Raw genomic sequence first — 19,682 nt, 5'->3', positions numbered from 1 at the left:
AATCAATGAAAATAATTTCGATCAATCAACCAGTAAAAATCCACACAAGTTGTTCTTCATAATCTCTTAATGATCTTCTTGCTGATTCGTCACCAGCAAGCTAGGTCGGCTATATTACTCTCTATCTCTAGAAAGTCAACCAGTCATGAACATTATTTTTAAACTTTCTTTCTAAAACCCAACTCAATCAATCTTAACTAAGTCACTGTTTTATCAGAAGTTTTAATCTTCATCACCGCCGATGGATGTGCATTCTACAGCATTTCACATCCCTTGCAACCCCATTTTTTAAAAAATCATTTTGTATGTATATTTTTTAATCTTTTCGTGTGTTTTCATTCATTTTTTATACAAATTTGCTTAAATGATGTCTATTCGTGAATATAACGTTTATTATTTTCATCCTAATAAGTAGTGCTACTTACCCAGAAAAGGCCTCAGGTTACTTTATGCATCGTTCTATTTACTTCTCTATATGTTTATTTTCTCTAGCCATAACCCCACAGGTTTTTGCTGAGACGACTACCGATGTGGAAAATCTAAACGACGAGCCTGCAAAAACACCGCTTAGAACGAAAATCTCGAATAAAGCCCAACAATTACAGACACAATTGAAAGTCGATGCTAGAGCAGCACAGGCCGAAGAGGTTAAAGATCCTTTTCAGCCATTAAACCGAAAGATCTATCAGTTTAATGATGTAATTGACCGCACTGTGTTACGTCCTGTAGCCGTACAATATGTGGAAAAGGTTCCTCAAGATGTTCGCGGCAGTTATAACCAGTTCCGCAGTAACCTGGGTGAACCCTGGAATGTGGTCAACCAGTTGATTCAGGGTCGTCCTGCTCGTGCCGCCAAGTCTTTGGGCCGTTTCACGATTAATACCTTAACTACTTTAGGGCTGGCAGACCCGGCACGTCGTCTGGGCTTAAGTCATGAAGATGAAAAGTTTGGAATTACTTTAGGTTATTATGGGGTGCCTTCCGGCCCATATATCATGCTGCCATTTTTAGGTCCAAGTTCTGTTCGTGGAGTAATTGGTAGCGTTGTAGATAGCCAGGCCCGTCCACAAAAATATATTCTCGAAGATAACGACGGTCTTTACTGGAGTGACCAGTTTTGGCGTGTGGTTGATACTCGGTCGGAACTACTGGATGTTGAAGGGGTACTGACGGGTGATCGTTATGCACAGATTCGCGATATTTATTTGCAACGCACCAACTATACGATTGCAGAAAAGAAAGGCACAGAACAGGATACTCTATTCCTGGAAGATGATTTTGAAGACGAAAATTCGGATGATGTACCTTTTAGTGAGGACACTATTGAATCTTCCCCCGACGCTCCTTAAGTTTATGTTTCATGTATGATTGCTAGTGAAATCTCTTCGCTAGCCATCTTTTGCTTGTTATAGTAGCTCTTATAACCAATCCCGGGATTGAATCACTTTTTTATGTACTTCATTCAACCGACTCGTGATATTCCTTATTTAGATCAAGTACTTGATACGCTTCCGCATGTTCAGATGATCTATCTGGATGATCATGAACTTTATGACTCTACAATTATCGCGATTGCAGATGTGCATGACTATCTGCAATACAAATGGAATCTGCCCACGATTGTACTGGCCTTAGAGAATGAAGGTACCGCTTTAGCTCAAGCTTGGGAACAAGGAGCTTTAGCCGGCTGGATCTGGAATAAACTTCCTGATAATCCAGATCTGGCGCTGCAAAAAATTGACGCACAATACAAGCGTAACCAGGATAGCCGGGATCTTCCCTCTGCAGCAGAATTACAAAAAAGATTGTTACCGAATGCGATTGAACTAAACAATTATAAGGTCGAAACCTATTTTCAGCCTTCTGCCTATCTTTCAGGAGATTGGTATGATTATTGGAAAATTAGCGATAAAGAAGTCATTTTCTATTTAGCCGATGTGTCGGGACATGGAGTGACGAGCAGTTTGCTGACCTCCTGGATGGCTGCTTTTCATGGACGCTCCAAAACCCCGCGCGAGCTGATCAAGAAGCTTAACGGAATGCTGATGCAGGAGAATATTGAAAAACACATCACCATGATTGCTGGGATTCTCAATCTGGAAACCCACGTATTGAAATGGTCCAGTGCCGGACATTATCCGCCACCCATTATATTTGAACCCAATCAAGAACCTAAAATTTTTGCTACGAGCAGCTTCCCTTTAGGCCTGACTGAAGAGCTTGAGGTTGAGGAAAATGAATGGGTATTAAGCCGCAATTCCCGTTTTATTATTTGTTCAGATGGTGCACTGGAGCCTTTTGATGGCGGATTAAATGAACAATTCTCGCAATTATTACACCATTTACAGCATCAGTCTTTTCAGGTACCAGAACATGTGGCCGATGATATCGCCTTTTTAAGTTTTATAAGAGTGAATTAATACTATATTTACAGACTTTATAAGCACTTAATTTGATTACTACTTTCAGCCACTTGAGTATCCATGGACCCTATGGGATAATTTAATATCCTTCTCTGCAAATGGCATTTATATGTCAACAGGTCATGTTGAATATGCAAGTCTGAATGGAACGCATATTTTTAAGCTTATCGGCGAAGTGCGTGCCCAGTCTTGTATTAGTCTAGACAAATTACTGAACAGAATTGAACAGCAAGACAACGTAGTTGGCGCTATCGTTGATTTAACCGAAACCACTTTTATTGACAGTACTGTACTGGGTGTTCTGGCAAAGCTAGGCCTAAAGCTCAAACAAGTACATAATATTCAAGCTGTTATGCTTTCTACCAATTCTGACATTACCACTCTGGCCAACAGTATGGGACTGAGCCAAGTGTTTGTAATCCTGAATTATTGTGGCGATCCCAATGTATGCACACGCGCCCTGATGGAAGAACATATTACCCATCAGAATATGTTGAATACTGTTCTGGATGCGCATAAAACCTTGATGAAGCTGAATCAAAGCAACAAGAACATGTTTGAACCTTTAGTCAAACAGTTACAGAAAGAGCAAGATAGTTTGGATAAAGTTTCCGAACAAAAGGTATAACCATCTTCCAAGAGGACACTATGACTTTACTTTCTGTTGTACAAATGAATTCTCAAAATGAAATTAATGCCAATTTCATGGAGATTGAATCTTTAATTCAACAAAGTAAGGCCAATGGCGCTGAACTTATTGTGTTCCCTGAAAATTTTGTCTGTTTTGCCGCAGGAAAACAGCGCGAAACTGCTGCCCAATTTGAAGCCATTCAGCAACGTCTTGAACAGCTTGCCCATCAATATGAAATCTGGATTGTGGCTGGGACCTTACCCTGTCCCTATCGCCCAGACGGCTCAGTCATTGAAGACGGTCGGGTACGTACTGTCAGCCTTTGTATCAGTCCAGAACGCACTGAAGCGCGTTATGACAAAATTCACCTGTTTGATGTACAAGTTGGTGATGCAGTTGGTGGTTATCAGGAATCCAAGTTCTTTGAGCCTGGTACAGATGTGGTAGTAGCAAAGACCCCTTTTGGCAATATCGGTTTAATGGTCTGCTATGACCTGCGCTTTCCGGAACTGGCTTTAAACCTGCGGGCCAAAGGTGCAAATCTTTTAACTGCACCTTCTGCATTTACCTATACCACCGGTGAAATGCACTGGCAGCTTCTGCTGCAAACACGTGCTATGGATACCCAATGCTCGGTGCTTGGTGCAGCCCAGCAAGGCTGGCATGGTGAAAAACGTCAGACTTGGGGTCATGCAGCTGCCACCAACAGTCGCGGTCAGCTTCTGCAGATGATCCATGCAGAGGGTGCAGGTCTGATTACGGTAGACTTTGATTTAAACGAACAACAAAAAGTGCGTGAATCCATGCCTTTAATGCAACATCGTAAATTGCTCCAGCTCTCTTAAAAACTTTTTTATATTTGCATAAAATAACAAAATCCCTGCTTATTCTTCGAGCAAAATAGCTGAGCATGAAAGCTCCATAAAAAATAAGCAGGAATTTATCTCATGTCATTAGAAAAAGCAGTATATACCGCACATGCCAAAGCCACCGGCGGTCGCGATGGCCATGCGACCTCTGACGATCAGATTCTGGATGTACAATTGGCGGTGCCCAAAGAAATGGGCGGCCCAGGCGGTGGAACTAACCCAGAACAACTGTTTGCTGCAGGTTACTCAGCCTGCTTTTTGGGTGCCATGAAGTTTGTGGCCAATCGCGACAAGCTCAATATGACTAAAGATGCTTTTATTGAAGGTGATGTCGGTATTGGACCGATTCCTACCGGGTTTGGTATTGAAGTGACCTTAAATATTCATCTTGAAGGCATGGATCAGGAAGAAGCGCAAAAACTGGTAGACGCGGCTCATATCGTCTGCCCATACTCAAATGCGACCCGTAATAATATTGATGTGAACTTAAACGTCATTACCTAAACTCTTTTGCTTAACTGCTATCCTGAAAAAGAGTTTCAGGATAGCCAAGCTTCAATTATAAATTTCAACTTTTAGTTGCTTCACTTTCCCTGAACATCCAACTTCCTTTTCAAAACAACAGCAAAAACTTAAGAAATTATATATAATGATTCTTATTTTCATTTATCTGATTTATATTGATGTTCAAACCTGTTCTTTTAAGTTCTTTCTTACTGACCGTTGCTACCGCCTCTTTTGCAGATCTTCATCTCTCAGAAAAAATCCGCCCACAGGTAAATTCTCTGATCAATACAGAGATTGAACGCTTGCCCATTCCACCTACCCCAAACAACATGAACTTACCCGAATTTGGTCAAGGAATTATCGGCTGGGGAACAGGTCCCGATGGTGCGCAAGCCCGTTTTTTCAATATCACTCAGGCAAATGTTGAAACAATGAAACAGGAGGGACTGACTTTAGAAATGATTCAGACTTGGCAGACATTTTATGAAAATGAAACTCTGCGCAATCCGGGCAATCCGACTGCACCACTTCGTGCCCAGCTCATGAAAAAAATCGCCAGCCTTTGGTAAATTTCCAAAAGTCCTGACGATCCTTATAATGAAAGTAATAGATTAAAAGATTAATCTGCCGCTTCGTTGGTCACTCGCAATACTTCTTCAATCGTAGTTTTACCTGCCAATACTTTGCGTAAACCATCATCACGAATGGAGCCTGATGACTGTCGGGCATAGCTTTCTATTTCATATTCAGCCGCATTGCCGTGAATTAAACGACGCATATGATCATCGACGGACACAATTTCATAAATTGCGGTACGCCCGCTAAAGCCCATATTGCCACAGCGCTCACAGCCTTGCGGTTGAGGGAGTTTTAAATCCTGGGGATGTTCAATATGTTCAAACAGATTCTTCTCAAAAGCATCTGCTTCACGCCAGGTTGCGCAATGTGGGCATAGGGTTCTGACCAGACGCTGTGCAATCACGCCAATCAGGGAACTTGAAAGCAAAAATGGCTCAATTCCCATATCTTTAAGACGGGTCACTGCACCAATAGCAGTATTGGTATGCAAGGTGGATAACACCAGATGCCCCGTCAATGAAGCCTGTACCGCAATTTCTGCAGTTTCCAGATCACGAATCTCGCCGACCATGACTACATCTGGGTCCTGACGCAGCATTGCTTTTAACGCACGGGCAAAAGTCATATCCACTTTGGTATTAACCTGAGTCTGACCAATCCCTTCTAACTGGTATTCAATCGGATCTTCAGCCGTAAGAATATTTTTGGAACCGTCATTCAGATCAGAAAGTGCCGCATATAAGGTGGTGGTTTTACCCGAACCCGTCGGGCCGGTCACCAGAATAATTCCATGTGGACGATGTACCAGATGGGTTAAGCGTTCATAGTCTGGTTGCATCAAACCCAAATGGGTCATATTTAACCGGCCAGCCTGCTTGTCTAATAGACGCATCACCACCCGTTCACCATAAGAAGAAGGCAAAGTGGATACACGCACATCAACTTCACGCCCCGCCAGACGCAAGGAAATACGGCCATCTTGCGGAATACGTTTTTCCGCAATATCCAGTTTGGCCATGACTTTAATCCGTGAAACCAGAAGCGGGGCCAGTTCACGACGTGGTTGGACAATTTCGCGTAACTGGCCATCGACCCGTAAACGCACCGAGAGTTTTTTCTCAAAAGATTCAATATGAATATCGGAAGCCCCGACACGAATCGCCTCGGATAATAGCGCATTGATCAGACGCACAATTGGCGCATCATCTTCCTGATCCATCAGGTCTTCTGCTTCTGGTACGGAATCGGCCAGACTGAGTAAATCCGGATGATCTTCCAGACCGGCAGCCACCTGTTGTGATTCCCCGCTATCGCCGGCAAAACTGGAACTGAGCAACTGGTTAAATTCCTGTTCGCTACACAGCTGAAAATGGGCCGGATAGCCGAGCAGACGGCGGGCTTCCTGCAATGCAAGCATGGAGGTATTGTCACGACGCAGAATAAAGGCCTGATCTCCCTCATAACGCAACAGCACTCCATGGCGCTTGGCGAAGCTATATGGGATTTGTAATTGTTTAAGTACTTGCATCGCGAATTATAATAATGATGAAAAAATTTAAATTGAGTGTACTCTAAGCATATGACAGCGTGAAGTATGTTTTCAAAGATTTAGCAAGAAAGGGTGCCAAGATTGCCGCAAGATAAAGATGAATTAATCCCGAATATAGCAAAAATGCGCTGGTGGGGAGAACAGAATTTTGAAATAAATCAATCCAAAGCCTGGCAGTTTGGCTCCTTGCTGTTTCGTCTGACCCGGGGCATTCAGGAGTGGCGACTGGAATATTATCGTCCTTCCGTACAATACGATTATGAGCAGCAATGGCATCAGATTGATGATCCAAATTTTGCCTTTCCACTACCAGTGAAAATTGAACGCTACATGTTCAAATCCACACAAAATAAACTGCAACTCATGCCACGTCTTGCAGACCGTTCTGTGGTGATCAAGCCAGTCGATCCGATTTACATCCCGGCCGGACAACGCGGTACGCTTTATATCAGCACCCCCTTATGGATTGCAGGTTTTGTCGAAGGTCAGCGTGCACCCATTTTTGACTTGCCGGTGATCTTACCAAAAGACACCTGGTTTGGACCCAATCACCGTTCGGGGGAAATCTGTTATGCCACCGCAGTTGATGGCAGAACCGAACTGAAACAGTTACATCCACGGGCCTTTCGTGCAGTCACACCGATTGAATTTCACAATACCAGTAACCAGCAATTGCGCTTTGACCGGATGAATGTTCCTGTACCGGCTCTACCTTTATTTTATAGTGAAAGTACCGGCCGCTTATGGACCTCACAAATCCGGGTCTTGCATGAAAGTTCGGACCGTCCACCGCGGATTCGGGTCGAAAACCGCACGCCGCCCAATGCTGGTGAAGTGGCCTATCTGCACCCACCGCGCGATCCGGCAGGTGCGTTATTTAATATGTTTGATTCATTTTTCTAAGGGCGTCTGATGCCAAGTTCAAATATTCCGACCGAAGTCACCAACAGCCTGAAGGGAGTGTTTACCAGTATCAATACCGACCGCCTGACCGAAGTTCTGGTGGCGGTGGTGTTGTGCTTTATTGGTTTCCTGATCGCACGCTTTATTTCCAATACCTTTATCCGGACCATTGGGGTACGTTTTAATGCCCATCAGAAACTGGTCTGGCGCCGCGGGATTTTCTATTTTATCTTCCTGCTATTTGTGATGGCCAGCCTGAAAGAGGCCGGCTTTAAACTCAGTGTCTTCCTTGGCGCTGCCGGAATTCTAACGGTCGCACTGGGTTTCGCTTCACAAACCTCGGCATCCAACCTGATCAGTGGTCTGTTCCTGATTGGTGAAGGTTCTTTTGAAGTCGGTGATACCATCCAGATTACCTTGATTCGTGGGCATACCATTGAAGGTGAAGTGATTTCGATTGACCTGCTCTCGGTTAAACTTTTGACCCAAGATAATATTTATGTACGGTTGCCAAATGAACAGCTAATTCGGGCGCCAGTGCAGAACCTGTCAAAATTTCCGATACGGCGTATTCCAATTACTTTGGCAATCAATTTCCATGAAGATATTATCAAAGTGCGCGAAGTACTGCTGGACGTTGCCAACAAGTATGCACTGGTTCTGGCCGACCCGAAACCGGCCGTCACCGTTACTGCGTTCCGTGAATCTTCGATTGAACTGCTGTTTGCGGTGTGGTGCCAACAGGAAAACTACCTGAAAGTACGTGATGAAATGCAGGAACGGATTCGAAACGGCTTTGTCGATAACCAGATTGAAATTCCGGTGCCAAAAATGGGCTTTGTCGATCCTCCACTTTCCCGCCCTCTAGAAAATGAAGAGATCGATCAATACGCCAATGACAAGGCTCTCAAAAGAGAGTCTGGTCTGAAATAATCCTTAGATTCCCTCTCCTTTTTTAGAGGAGAGGATTCAATCAATCAGTTTTCTCTGGCATCGGTGCAATATACGCAATCAGCAGCATTACCCCGCCCGCCAGCAAGAAGGAAATCACCCGGGTCAGGGTGCCAATATGTGACAGGTCAAATAGTACGAGCTTCAAGGTCACAATCACCAGAATACTGCCGCCTAAAATCCACATCGGTTTCAGTTTTTTGAGTGTCGCCGTCCACATGGTAATCCAAGCCAGTAATACCCAGAGTATGGTCAGACTGAGCTGAACTGTTGCATTGTTCCATAATGCCAGCTCATTAAACGGTGTCTGCAGGTACACATGCAAAGCTCTTAAAACAATATAACTGGAAAGCCATAACAGGCTTAGTACCATTAAAACTGCAATCATGCCTTTATCACGTCCCACCTTGATTTGCTGTAACAGCATCCAGATAAAACTGGCAAACATGGCAATACTGATCAGGTCAAAAGGATTGAGAATCGGCAGCCAGTAATATTGAAAAGCTTGCTGGCTAAACAGCTGTGAACAAACCAGCCAAGTTGCCATCAGCAATAAACAGCTCTTGGTTTGCCAAAGCTGCTGCCAGCCTGACTGCACATCCTGCCGATAGCACCACAGGCAGAATAATAAAGGTAAAATCACCATGCTCAGATAAGGCATGTTCGGGATCAGGCATAAACTTGCCAGAGCCAGGCTGCTAAAAACACCAAAGCTCATCCATTCCTTGGAGAGCTGCAAGCCAGCCAGCGGTCTAAGCCACAGAATGGCCAATAATATCGCTGAAAGTGCAGAAACCCCACGTTCCAGATCACCATTCCAGACAATCACCGCATTTTGACTGCGATCCAGGGTCAGAATCGCTGCAATGACCAGCAAAGGCGAGATGCCGCTCCACTTCGGCAGTAACCAGGACCATTCCTGATTTTTGCGCAGGATCATTTCATTGAACAGTACATAACCCAGTGTGATGATAAATAAACTCAGCACATAGGCATGCTGACTCGGGAATTCATCTTCCAGCAAGGCAAATAGCATCAGGCTGGCCGCGACACTCACGCTGCTTAAAAAACTGACACTCAGACTATCCATCTGCTGCTGGTATTGCTTTTTAAGCTGGCTGATGACCACGACTGCCACATAGCACAGACTCAAAATCCAGAAAATGATTCGCGGTGTTGGATTAATCTCGACCAGATAATACAGACTGCTGAATCCGGCCATCAGTAATAAGCCCATGCTCAGATAGTGTGCTACCCGGACATTTTTTTCCAAGGCCCATAAATAAATCAGCACACCTTCAACTGCCCAGCCAATCACACTCCATTGTTCTGTCAATAAGATCGGTGGCACCAAGGCCAGGAAAATCAGCATCAGGCTCAGATAGCTCTGCGAAATGAGCTGGATAGTTTGTTTACGGCGCAGCAGTGTCCAGCAAGCCGCAAATACCAGTGCAAAGAACAGGCTTAATCCGGCTTGCCAGAGTTTTTGATTGGGCTGATTAAAATGAATCAGATACAGAAAAATATATGCCGTGATCGGTGCAGCGAAAATCAGCGCTAAGTCCAATACCGGTTTTAACTGAAAACGTGAGAGATCCTGTCGTGCCAGCAACTGGCTAAAGCGGAAACCTAGCCAGATAAACAGCGCACTATGTGCCAGAATCAGCGCAGTCATGGCATAACGCTCATATGTATAACCATGAATCAGGCTATATATCCCGCCCACGACCGCAGTCACTAAAAAGGCAATTTGATTGAGAATCTTCCATGGCCGGAAACTGCTCAGTACTGCCACCCCGATATTGATCAGCAGATAATAGCTGATCAGCTCAACAGCAGAAGCATCGCGGGTCGGCAAGGTAAACGGCGCCAGATAAGCAATCAGCAAAGCCATCAAGGCCAGTTCGATGCTTTCCTGTTTCAGGCTTAAATACAGGGTAATAATCAGAATAATGAGGAATAGCAAAGTCGCCAACGGTAACGTGGGAATCACCAGATTGTAATAGGCAAAAAATAAGGTCAGGAACAGACTCCCCAAACCTAGCCCTTCCAGTGCCAGAGCAAAACTCCGATTTTTCTGCATCAGGCGATAACCCAGCCCTGCTATACACCCACTTGCTAGTGCAACAAGGCCTAATTTTGCAGCCAGACTGAGTTGCCAGTGCTCAGTGGCAAAACGCAGCAGTAAAATAATCCCGATCACTAAAATACTAATTGCGACTTTTAAAACTGGATTTCCCTGGAAAAGCCAGCGCTGCAGTTGATCTACCAGATGAGGAGAGTCATTTACCTCTTGGGCAGACTCAGTTTTCACGAATGGAACAGAATCGGATCGATCCGGTGATCGCTGTAAGGGATCGTCAGAATGGGATTGTGATTGCAGCTGTATCAAACGCCCTTCCAGACGTTGCAGCCACCTGAGCAAAAAGAATACCCATGCCGTAATTCCGATGCCCATCAGCCAATCCAGTTCAGCCAGTCCACCAACAATGGCAGTAATTGAAGAAATATATAAAGGAACTTTAGAGTTATGCTCCAAGGACATCTGCTGCTGTCCGGCCAATTGATTCAGCGGTGCTTCTACCGCAGTGACATATTGCATCACGCTAAAGATAAACCCCAAACCACACAGATAAGTCACAATCTGATAACCCAGATACCAGGCGCTGATCCCGGCAATCAGCAGGGTAATCAGCCAGATCATGCGCAACTCATTCCGTCCTGCACCCATTCTTATATTTCTCTTTCCTGAATCGCTCCATCATACAACAGCTTGTGCTGCTTATTTCATCTTCGGCCGATATTCGCTAAGCTGTAAACTCAGACTCGTCTCAGCGAGCGCGGTAAAAATCACGTACAATAGCACTGTATTTTGAATAAGGAATTGATTACATGCCACCATTTGTCTTGGTCGATGGCTCTTACTTTTTATTTCGTGCCTTTCACGCACTGCCACCATTAACCACGTCAACCGGTTTACATACCAATGCAATTCGTGGTGCGATTTCTGCTATTCAAAAACTGATGCGCCGGACCCAACCGACCCATATGGCGGTAATTTTCGATACCCCAGAACCGACCTTCCGGCATGAGCTGTCACCGATTTATAAAGGTGACCGTCCGAGCATGCCAACGGAATTATCCGAACAGATTCCTTATCTGCATGCCTTGATCCGCGCTTTGGGCATTCCGCTACATACCTTGCCAGGTGCCGAAGCCGATGACATTATCGGGACACTGGCCAAACGTGCCGAGGCGATGGGACATCAGGTGCTGATCTCTACGGGCGATAAAGATATGGCGCAACTGGTGACCGAAAAAGTTACCCTGGAAGACAGCTTTAAAGAAAAACCGCTGGATGTCGACGGCGTGTTTGAAAAGTTTGGCGTTTGGCCAAATCAGATTATTGACTATCTGACCCTGATGGGCGATGCATCGGATGGCATCATGGGCGTGCCGGGTGTGGGTGCCAAAACTGCAGCAAAACTGCTTAACGAATATGGCTCGATTGGTGGCATTTTAGAAAATGTCGACAAGATCAAAGGCAAAGTCGGTCAAAATATTAAAGAACATGTCGATGGCATTGCACTGGACCATCAACTGGCCAGTATTGTCATCGATCTGGATCTTAACTTTGGTTATGACGATTTAAAACTGGGTGAGCCGAATGTCGAGACCTTACGTCATTTATACACCGAGCTGGAATTCCGTAACCAGCTGCAGTCCTTAGATCACCCGAACAACCCGAATAATTCAAACTACAAGCAGGCGGCAAAATCTATTAACGCCAAAGCGGTTACAGTACCAGAACCTCTGGAAGACCATGCGTCTGTGACCAGCAGTGATGACCAGTTAGGACAAGCCACCTATCACACGGTATTAAGCCAACAAGATTGGGACACACTGTTTGGGCGCTTAAGTACCGAAAAACGTTTTGCCTTTGATACCGAAACCACCAGTCTGGATTATCGTATTGCACAGATTGTCGGTTTCTCGGTCGCCTTCGATGCGCAGGATGCTTATTATGTTCCCTTGGCACATGATTATGAAGGCGCACCGGAGCAGCTGAATCGTGAAGTAATTCTGGCGCAAATCAAACCAATTCTGGAAGATGAGTCTGTAAAGAAAATTGGTCATCATCTGAAATATGATGCACATGTCCTAGAAAATCATGGCATTCATCTGGCAGGCTGGTATTTCGACACCATGCTAGCTTCCTATGTCCTGAATTCTGTCGCAACCCGTCATGGCATGGATGATGTGGCCCGTCTGTATTTGAGTCATCTGACCACGACTTATGAACAGGTAGCCGGTAAAGGTGCCAAACAGAAGACCTTCAACCAGATTCCACTTGAAACTGCAGCACATTATGCTGCAGAAGATGCACATGTCACCTATCGTCTTTATGAAGTCTTGAGCAGCAAATTACAGGCGCATCCGGAACTGGTGAATATTCTGCACAATATTGAAGTTCCGGTCGCACGTGTATTGACGCAAATGGAAGAAAACGGCATCGAACTGGATCTGGCTTTTCTGGATCAGCTTGGGGGCGAATTTTCCAACACCATGCAAAATCTGGAAAACCAGATTATGGAAATTGCCGGTGAAAGCTTTAATGTCAGCTCACCTAAACAGGTCGGTGAAGTGTTATTTGAAAAGCTGGGCCTAAAAGGCGGTAAAAAAACCACCACCGGACAATACAGTACCAGTGAAAGTGTACTGGAAAAAATTGAACATCCGATTGCCCAGCTGATTCTGGAGTATCGTGGTTTGTCCAAGCTGAAAAGTACCTATACCGATGGCTTATGCAAACAGGCCAATCCTGATACCCACCGGGTGCATACCAGTTATCATCAGGCATTGACTGCAACTGGCCGTTTATCATCGACTGATCCAAACCTGCAGAATATTCCGATTCGTGCCGAAATTGGCCGTCAAATCCGCAAGGCATTTGTGGCACCTGAAGGCCGTGTCTTGCTGGCAGCCGATTACTCACAAATTGAATTGCGTCTGATGGCCCACTTATCTCAGGATGAAGCCCTGCTGGATGCATTTATTCATGGTCAGGATGTACACCGCCGTACCGCAGCGGAAGTTTTGGGCATTCCTTTGGAAGAAGTGACCAATGACCAGCGCCGTCAGGCCAAGGCTGTTAACTTCGGCCTACTTTACGGCATGTCCGAGTTTGGTCTGATCCGACAGTTAGGTTTTACCCGTCAGGAATCACAGGATTATATCAAGCAGTATTTCCACCGTTATCCGGGCATTTATGACTATATGCAACGTACCCGTCAGGTTGCATTAGAACAAGGTTTTGTTGAAACCCTGCTCGGACGCCGTTTATATACCCCAGATATCGATGCCCGTAATATGATGGTGCGTAAAGCGGCAGAACGTGCCGCAATTAATGCCCCGCTACAAGGTTCGGCTGCAGATATCATTAAAATGGCGATGATTGAAGTCGACAAGATGTTGCCAAAAGATCAGGCCAAAATGCTGCTACAAGTGCACGATGAACTGGTGTTTGAAGTCGATGAAGCAATTGCCGATGAACTGGCACCTAAACTGGCTGAAGTGATGCAATCGGTACTACAGATTTCTGTACCGTTGGTGGTAGAAGTCGGTAAAGGCAAAAACTGGGATGAGGCGCATTAAAGGATTTCCTCATCCCAGCCCTCCCCCCTCTGGGAGAGAGTGTGAAAACCAATATATTAAAGGTATCCACTCTCCTCTCAGGAGGGGGTTAGGGAGAGGTTAATATCCCATCTTCTTCTTGTACTGCGCTTAAAACTTATTCACGGTTGGGGAAGTTTAACAAATCCCTCCCAACCTCCCTTTTCTAAAGGGAGGAGCAAATAAAAAAGGACGCTTCAGCGTCCTTTTCTTTTCATTCAGATTAAAAACCCGTTAACAATACAATTGCTACCTGGTTCATGATCATTTCAATCACAATCAAGGCCAGAATCGCCAGGATTGGAGACAGGTCAATCATGCCCATATTCGGCATAATCCGGCGGAAAGGTGCCAGCAATGGCTCGGCAAGTTCCTGAACGACTTCAATATAAGGTGAACGGGATTGGGTAAACATCACCACCCAGCTTAAAATAATGGTAGCGAAAATCAAGTAACGACAGAAACGGATCAAATCCTGCATCATGGTGACAAAAGTCAGAATGAGCAAATGCACAGGACCATTCGGCATGCCACCCGACAGATACATCATGCCGAAAATTTTCAGCAAATACAGCACCACTAAAAGTGCCAATGCCGCAGTATTAACCCGCCCTTTGCCCATCGTGGGGAAAATACGCCCGAATACATCTACAATTTTGGTCGCTTTGACGGTAGACAGAACGACGGGATTGTAAGGACTTACCGCAGCCAATTGCATTAAAAAGCGGAAGAATACGAGCAAAATCGCGACGTTAATGATAATGCCAAAAATTAGCGCAGAATTTGCACCCATACTTGAACTTTCCTAAAAATTAAACTGAAGATTTGCTGCTTTCACTGAGCTCTTGAGCCAGTTCCTGACTGCGTTTTTGCGCAGCAGCAAGTGCTGCCTGAATATTCTGAGAAATTTGCGCACGGTCGAACACTTCTAGTGCTGCCTGAGTCGTTCCATTTGGAGAGGTGACGTTTTTACGTAGCTCAGCCGGTGTATTTGAACTGGTGATGGCCATTTGTGCCGCCCCCAAAGCCGTTTGCAGAGTGAGTGCTGTGGCTACTTTTTCATCCAGACCTAAATTCTTGCCAGCACGAATCATGCTTTCCATCATATAGAAAAAATAAGCAGGTCCCGAACCAGATACTGCAGTGACCGCATCAATCTGAGCTTCAGAGTCTACCCAAATTGTCAGGCCGGTAGAAGCTAAAACCTGACTCGCCAGCTCGCGATCTTCTGCCTTTACTTCATCTTTAGCAAATAGGCCATGTGCACCGGTTTGTACGAGTGCTGGTGTATTTGGCATGACACGGACAATACGGTCAGTCCCCAATAGTGCAGACAATGTAGCAATCTCGGCACCCGCAACGATCGAAATAACCAGCTTGCCGTCCAGCAAACCCTGCAATGGTTTCAATACCTCAGCCAATACCTGTGGTTTGACTGCAAACACGACAATATCCGCATTTTTGATAGCAGCACGATTATCATCGGTGACATTCACTTCTTTTTCTGCAAGCAGTGAACGTACTTTCTCGACCGGATCAGAAACTGTAATACGTGTTGGTGGCAATCCCCGTGAAATCAGCCCGCCAATCAAGGCTTGAGCCATATTACCGCCACCAATAAAGCCAATATTACAATTTAAAGCTGCACTCATGTTTAATGCTCGTCGTTGAATTCTAAAGTTGAAGAAACCGAAATGGGTAGCCACCCCCCTGCTTCACAATATGCAGATTGAGCTAACCAAAATCCTTTAGGTGTAAACACGCCTAGCATAACATTATCTGTGCTTAATATTTGAATAGTATGCCGAGTCCATGGAAATATTTGCGCTTCCTGAATGGCTTTCTTCAGAGGCCAGTGTCCAATCCGGCCATGCAGATGAATTTTCTCCCCGCCTTTGCGTGTGCGCAAATATAAGCGTTGACCGAATAAGGCGGCAGATAATCCGAAAGTAGCTGTTTGAATCTTAAATTGTCCTGAAGGCAGCTGAACCTGATCCTGTTCACGTAAAATAATCTGCTGTTCGGCTAGCTTCGGTTGCTGATCCGCCCGATAGACCTCAGCTTTTAGACGATGCAAATGCTGCTGATAACGCACATAATAAAAGCCTTGCCAATGTAAAGCTGCCTGCGCATCCAGTTTTGCCGCAATTACTTCATTCTGTACTCGCTCAACCATTTCTAGAGAAGGACGATATTGCCCTTCTCCTTTCATCCAGACAGAAAGTAGTTGGCGCTGCCGGGCTTTAGATAGGTTTAAAAATGCAGATAAATTCAGACTTTCGGCATTGCCACAGCATTTTAAATCCTGCTCCAGCACTTCCTGCAGAATATGCTGTGCATCCTGCATCAGCTCGCTGGTACGTACCAGGGCAGACTGCATTTTAGGATAACGTTCACTTAACATCGGCCAAAGAGTTTGACGGGCCCAAGCCCGGTCATAATGTATGTCCTGATTGGTCGGGTCTTCGATATTCTGAACATTCAGACCCGATGCCCATTGGCAAATCTGCTCACGGGAAACATCCAGCAGTGGCCGCCAAATCGTGAGATTTTCACGTATATCCAGCTGTTTCATTGCAGCCAGACCATCTATACCGGCACCCGATAATAGACGCAGCATCAAGGTTTCCGCCTGATCCTGCTGATGATGTCCGAGCACCAGAATTTCATCTTGCTGTAAATGTTGTAGATAGGCCTGATAACGTGAATTACGCGCTTGCTGTTCCAGGTTGCCATGAGCCACATGAACAGGCTGGAGGATGCAGGGAATATCCAGTTGCTGACACTGCTGCTGGACAAAAGTGCCCCATGCCCTGCTGATACTTTGCAGCTGATGATCCACATAGATTGCCCGAATTTTTCCCGGGCATAAAAAAAACATCAGATGCAGAAGCAGCATAGAATCTACGCCGCCACTGCATCCGATGAGAAATTTTGTTCCTGCAGGAAACTCCTGCAGCTGCTTTAAGATGCCAGACCTAAATTGTCGCTGCCAAACTTCATTAAACGCTGGTAACGTGCTTCGCATCGTGCTTGTGGTTCCATAGCTTGCAGTTCATTTAAGGCTTCTTTCAGTACCGCTTTCAAGCTGTTCATGACCTGATCCGGATTTAAATGAGCACCTTCACCCTCATCCACCACATATTCTACAATACCCATCTTCTGCAGTTTTTCTGCAGTCAAGGCTAAGGCTTCACTGGCCTGTTCCGCTTTTTCTGCAGTCTTCCATAGAATGGAGGCACAACCTTCCGGTGAAATTACCGAATAGATACTATGAGAGAGCATTACCACACGGTCAGCTACGCCAATACCGAGTGCACCACCTGAACCTCCTTCACCCAGGACAGTCGCAATTACAGGTACTTTCAGGTTAGACAGTTGCGCCAGACTGGTTGCAATGGCTTCAGCCTGACCACGTTCTTCTGCACCTACACCCGGGTAAGCACCCATGGTATCAATAAAGGTGAAAACAGGCAGATTAAAACGTTCTGCCATATCTAGCAGACGTTGTGCTTTACGGTAACCTTCCGGATTACTCATGCCAAAATTATGCTGTAATTTTTCACGGGTACTACGACCACGGTGCTGACCTACGATCATCACTGGCTGTCCATCGAAACGAGCCAGGCCACCGATCATTGCACCATCATCACCATAGAGACGGTCACCATGTAAAGCATCAAATTCAGTGAATATTTCACCAACATAGTCCAGAAATTGTGGACGTTCCGGATGACGAGCAATCTGTACTGTCGTCCATGCTTTTGATGGGGTAGCTTTATTTTTCATAGGTCAACCGTTTTCATCCCTATAAAGGTATTAATTAACAAATTGTTCAGATAGAACCGAGAGCTCAATCTCCCAATTTTTAAACTGCAACTGTTCATCATGCAGTTCAGCAATCAATAATGGCCATTGTTTGGCATCACCCGAAATACTGAGCTGCCATTGTTGCGCATTCTTGACCTTGAGTTCAATGGCAGGAAGCATCTCATCGCTACGACTGTGATTGACCAAAACCGCCAGACGAAGCAGTAAACACAGCTGTAAAAGTTTAGTTCCACCCACTTTCATCACGTCATGCTTGGCATCAGTGCGCAATTTACGCCGATGATGCGCGACCAAATGTGACAAATGATTCTGATCAACCTGTGAAAAACCAGCAATGTCAGAATGCTGCAATAAATAGGCACCATGACGATGGTAACCACTATGACTAATCGCCAGACCGATTTCATGGAGATACGCGGCTCGACGGAGTAGGTCACTATCATCACTATTCAGGCCAAGATCAGCCGCGACATCATCAAACAGTTTTTGCGCCGTTTGTACCACACGTTCTGCCTGCTTGGCATCGGCATTATAACGACCAATCAGGGCATGGACTGAACGATCACGGATATCTTCATGTTTGAAACGGCCTAACAGGTCATACATGACACCTTCACGTAATGCCCCATCAGAATAAGTCAGATACTCAATATCCAGCACATCAAAGACCGCATATAAAATGGCAATTCCTGCCGGCAAAACTGCACGGCGATCCTCTTTCAGACCTTCGAATTCCATATCCGAGACATATTTATATTTGAGCAGCTTATCTTTAAGCTTTTCCAGGCCTTCTCGCGTCAGCTGTTCGCGATCATTGCTCCATCCCATATTAATACAGATTTGGCGGCAGGCTTTAATTGTACCACTCGATCCGACGACAGCATCCCAACCGGCAGATTTATAGGTATTGGCAATTCCGGAAATTTCTTTACGTGCCGCAGTGACTGCTTTGTCAAAAGCTTTGGCACTGATTTCCCCATCCTGAAAATAGGCCTTAGTAAAGGCTACGCAGCCCATCTGTACTGATTCAGTATAAATAGGCTCGAACTCTTCACCGATAATCAGCTCAGTCGAACCACCGCCGATGTCAACCACCAGACGACGGCCGCTATTGGCCATGGTATGCGATACCCCCAGATAAATCAGGCGGGCTTCCTCACGGCCGGCAATAATTTCGATCGGTTTCGGCAAAATTTCTGCGGCTTTCTGGATAAACTCATGGCCATTTTTGGCTTGCCTTAGAGCATTTGTTGCCACGATCCGCAAGCGGTTCGGCTGAACCGCACCTAAACGCCCGACAAAACGGGCCAGACAGGCCAAACCGCGTTGCTGTGCGGCTTCCGTTAAATTTTTATTTTCGTCTAGTCCTGCGGCAAGCTGAACTTTTTCTGACATTGATGCCACTTTCTTCACTTCGCCATGATCCACCCGAGCGATGGCCAAATGAAAGCTATTTGATCCCATATCGATGGCGGCAAGTAATTCTTCATCAATCAAAAAGTCAGACATTCCAGAAATAAACCTTTAACGAATTGTGCTTAGAGTAATTCACATGCATGCAATTTAAAAGCCATTTGTAACGACATTTTTATGCCTTATTCTTTTTATGCATCGGGAATAATAGTGAGACACGATCATCACTATCGTGATCATCCATTAGACAAAATAACATTAAGCATTGAAAATTTACAGATTCCCCTACATTGTTAAAGATGGCTATGTAATACTAATAATTAGTTATCTTTAAAATATTAATCTGGAGCACA

General features: G+C 45.2%; 16 protein-coding genes. 9 read left to right on the top strand and 7 right to left on the bottom strand.

Annotation, left to right across the window (positions count from 1 at the left end; all coding sequences use genetic code 11):
* Positions 1-449: 449 nt before the first annotated feature.
* The 6 genes from VXQ11_RS05210 to VXQ11_RS05185 all read left to right on the top strand — a co-directional run bounded on the left by VXQ11_RS05210 (position 450) and on the right by VXQ11_RS05185 (position 4,999).
* Positions 450-1,349, top strand: a complete 900-nt coding sequence (locus VXQ11_RS05210; RefSeq protein ID WP_064094696.1) for a VacJ family lipoprotein — start codon at positions 450-452, stop codon at positions 1,347-1,349.
* A 102-nt stretch (positions 1,350-1,451) separates the two neighbouring features.
* A complete protein-coding gene (gene gigA / locus VXQ11_RS05205; RefSeq protein WP_064094697.1) occupies positions 1,452-2,420 on the top strand; it encodes an RsbU family protein phosphatase GigA in 969 nt (322 codons plus the stop codon).
* 112 nt (positions 2,421-2,532) lie between these two features.
* The gene (gene gigB / locus VXQ11_RS05200) at positions 2,533-3,051 is read left to right on the top strand and encodes an anti-anti-sigma factor GigB (protein WP_064094698.1); all 519 of its coding nucleotides are present in this window, start codon (positions 2,533-2,535) and stop codon (positions 3,049-3,051) included.
* 20 nt (positions 3,052-3,071) lie between these two features.
* A complete protein-coding gene (locus VXQ11_RS05195; protein WP_064094699.1) occupies positions 3,072-3,899 on the top strand; it encodes a carbon-nitrogen hydrolase family protein in 828 nt (275 codons plus the stop codon).
* A gap of 102 nt (positions 3,900-4,001) precedes the next feature.
* Positions 4,002-4,427 carry an organic hydroperoxide resistance protein gene (locus tag VXQ11_RS05190; RefSeq protein ID WP_064094700.1) on the top strand — a complete coding sequence of 142 codons (426 nt, stop codon included), beginning with the start codon at positions 4,002-4,004 and terminating at the stop codon, positions 4,425-4,427.
* 179 nt (positions 4,428-4,606) lie between these two features.
* Positions 4,607-4,999 carry a DUF4951 domain-containing protein gene (locus VXQ11_RS05185; RefSeq protein ID WP_416705568.1) on the top strand — a complete coding sequence of 131 codons (393 nt, stop codon included), beginning with the start codon at positions 4,607-4,609 and terminating at the stop codon, positions 4,997-4,999.
* Between the two features lie 50 nt (positions 5,000-5,049).
* On the opposite strand, the gene gspE is transcribed toward VXQ11_RS05185, so the two are convergent.
* The gene (gene gspE, locus VXQ11_RS05180; RefSeq protein WP_191730428.1) at positions 5,050-6,537 is read right to left on the bottom strand and encodes a type II secretion system ATPase GspE; all 1,488 of its coding nucleotides are present in this window, start codon (positions 6,535-6,537) and stop codon (positions 5,050-5,052) included.
* Positions 6,538-6,681: 144 nt separating this feature from the next.
* Here gspE and VXQ11_RS05175 point away from each other — a divergent pair, with 144 nt between their 5' ends.
* The gene (locus VXQ11_RS05175; protein WP_144724113.1) at positions 6,682-7,461 is read left to right on the top strand and encodes a hypothetical protein; all 780 of its coding nucleotides are present in this window, start codon (positions 6,682-6,684) and stop codon (positions 7,459-7,461) included.
* Between the two features lie 9 nt (positions 7,462-7,470).
* Positions 7,471-8,394 (top strand): mechanosensitive ion channel family protein, encoded by a 924-nt coding sequence (locus VXQ11_RS05170; RefSeq protein WP_064102323.1) that lies wholly within the window; start codon positions 7,471-7,473, stop codon positions 8,392-8,394.
* Between the two features lie 40 nt (positions 8,395-8,434).
* On the opposite strand, the gene VXQ11_RS05165 is transcribed toward VXQ11_RS05170, so the two are convergent.
* The gene (locus VXQ11_RS05165) at positions 8,435-11,143 is read right to left on the bottom strand and encodes a DUF2339 domain-containing protein (RefSeq protein ID WP_416705567.1); all 2,709 of its coding nucleotides are present in this window, start codon (positions 11,141-11,143) and stop codon (positions 8,435-8,437) included.
* 161 nt (positions 11,144-11,304) lie between these two features.
* Between VXQ11_RS05165 and polA the strand changes: the two genes are divergently transcribed.
* A complete protein-coding gene (polA, locus tag VXQ11_RS05160; protein WP_416705566.1) occupies positions 11,305-14,067 on the top strand; it encodes a DNA polymerase I in 2,763 nt (920 codons plus the stop codon).
* A 241-nt stretch (positions 14,068-14,308) separates the two neighbouring features.
* On the opposite strand, the gene VXQ11_RS05155 is transcribed toward polA, so the two are convergent.
* From VXQ11_RS05155 to ppx, 5 genes are read right to left on the bottom strand one after another with little or no spacing between them, the layout of a single operon-like run.
* Positions 14,309-14,878, bottom strand: coding sequence for a YggT family protein (locus VXQ11_RS05155; protein WP_064094707.1), 570 nt, complete (start codon positions 14,876-14,878; stop codon positions 14,309-14,311).
* 19 nt (positions 14,879-14,897) lie between these two features.
* Entirely contained in the window at positions 14,898-15,737 is an 840-nt protein-coding gene (proC, locus tag VXQ11_RS05150) for a pyrroline-5-carboxylate reductase (RefSeq protein WP_064094708.1), read from the bottom strand.
* Between the two features lie 2 nt (positions 15,738-15,739).
* Positions 15,740-17,113 carry a tRNA lysidine(34) synthetase TilS gene (gene tilS, locus VXQ11_RS05145; RefSeq protein ID WP_416680320.1) on the bottom strand — a complete coding sequence of 458 codons (1,374 nt, stop codon included), beginning with the start codon at positions 17,111-17,113 and terminating at the stop codon, positions 15,740-15,742.
* Positions 17,050-17,874: an acetyl-CoA carboxylase carboxyltransferase subunit alpha gene (locus VXQ11_RS05140; protein WP_064102318.1), complete on the bottom strand. Its 825-nt coding sequence runs from the start codon at positions 17,872-17,874 to the stop codon at positions 17,050-17,052. The genes tilS and VXQ11_RS05140 overlap by 64 nt, the downstream gene beginning before the upstream one ends.
* A gap of 30 nt (positions 17,875-17,904) precedes the next feature.
* Positions 17,905-19,425: an exopolyphosphatase gene (gene ppx / locus VXQ11_RS05135; RefSeq protein ID WP_064102317.1), complete on the bottom strand. Its 1,521-nt coding sequence runs from the start codon at positions 19,423-19,425 to the stop codon at positions 17,905-17,907.
* Between the last annotated feature and the right edge of the window lie 257 nt (positions 19,426-19,682).

It is taken from the genome of Acinetobacter sp. 197, assembly GCF_048148385.1.
GTDB lineage: Bacteria > Pseudomonadota > Gammaproteobacteria > Pseudomonadales > Moraxellaceae > Acinetobacter > Acinetobacter pecorum.
This window is presented reverse-complemented; position numbering and strand designations above follow the sequence as displayed.

Bases quoted from the DNA above. Each gene is read 5' to 3' on its own strand.
- VXQ11_RS05210 (WP_064094696.1), top strand. From the start codon at position 450: ATGCATCGTTCTATTTACTTCTCTATATGTTTATTTTCTCTAGCCATA.
- gigA (WP_064094697.1), top strand. From the start codon at position 1,452: ATGTACTTCATTCAACCGACTCGTGATATTCCTTATTTAGATCAAGTA.
- gigB (WP_064094698.1), top strand. From the start codon at position 2,533: ATGTCAACAGGTCATGTTGAATATGCAAGTCTGAATGGAACGCATATT.
- VXQ11_RS05195 (WP_064094699.1), top strand. From the start codon at position 3,072: ATGACTTTACTTTCTGTTGTACAAATGAATTCTCAAAATGAAATTAAT.
- VXQ11_RS05190 (WP_064094700.1), top strand. From the start codon at position 4,002: ATGTCATTAGAAAAAGCAGTATATACCGCACATGCCAAAGCCACCGGC.
- VXQ11_RS05185 (WP_416705568.1), top strand. From the start codon at position 4,607: ATGTTCAAACCTGTTCTTTTAAGTTCTTTCTTACTGACCGTTGCTACC.
- gspE (WP_191730428.1), bottom strand. From the start codon at position 6,537: ATGCAAGTACTTAAACAATTACAAATCCCATATAGCTTCGCCAAGCGC.
- VXQ11_RS05175 (WP_144724113.1), top strand. From the start codon at position 6,682: ATGCGCTGGTGGGGAGAACAGAATTTTGAAATAAATCAATCCAAAGCC.
- VXQ11_RS05170 (WP_064102323.1), top strand. From the start codon at position 7,471: ATGCCAAGTTCAAATATTCCGACCGAAGTCACCAACAGCCTGAAGGGA.
- VXQ11_RS05165 (WP_416705567.1), bottom strand. From the start codon at position 11,143: ATGGGTGCAGGACGGAATGAGTTGCGCATGATCTGGCTGATTACCCTG.
- polA (WP_416705566.1), top strand. From the start codon at position 11,305: ATGCCACCATTTGTCTTGGTCGATGGCTCTTACTTTTTATTTCGTGCC.
- VXQ11_RS05155 (WP_064094707.1), bottom strand. From the start codon at position 14,878: ATGGGTGCAAATTCTGCGCTAATTTTTGGCATTATCATTAACGTCGCG.
- proC (WP_064094708.1), bottom strand. From the start codon at position 15,737: ATGAGTGCAGCTTTAAATTGTAATATTGGCTTTATTGGTGGCGGTAAT.
- tilS (WP_416680320.1), bottom strand. From the start codon at position 17,113: ATGCGAAGCACGTTACCAGCGTTTAATGAAGTTTGGCAGCGACAATTT.
- VXQ11_RS05140 (WP_064102318.1), bottom strand. From the start codon at position 17,874: ATGAAAAATAAAGCTACCCCATCAAAAGCATGGACGACAGTACAGATT.
- ppx (WP_064102317.1), bottom strand. From the start codon at position 19,425: ATGTCTGACTTTTTGATTGATGAAGAATTACTTGCCGCCATCGATATG.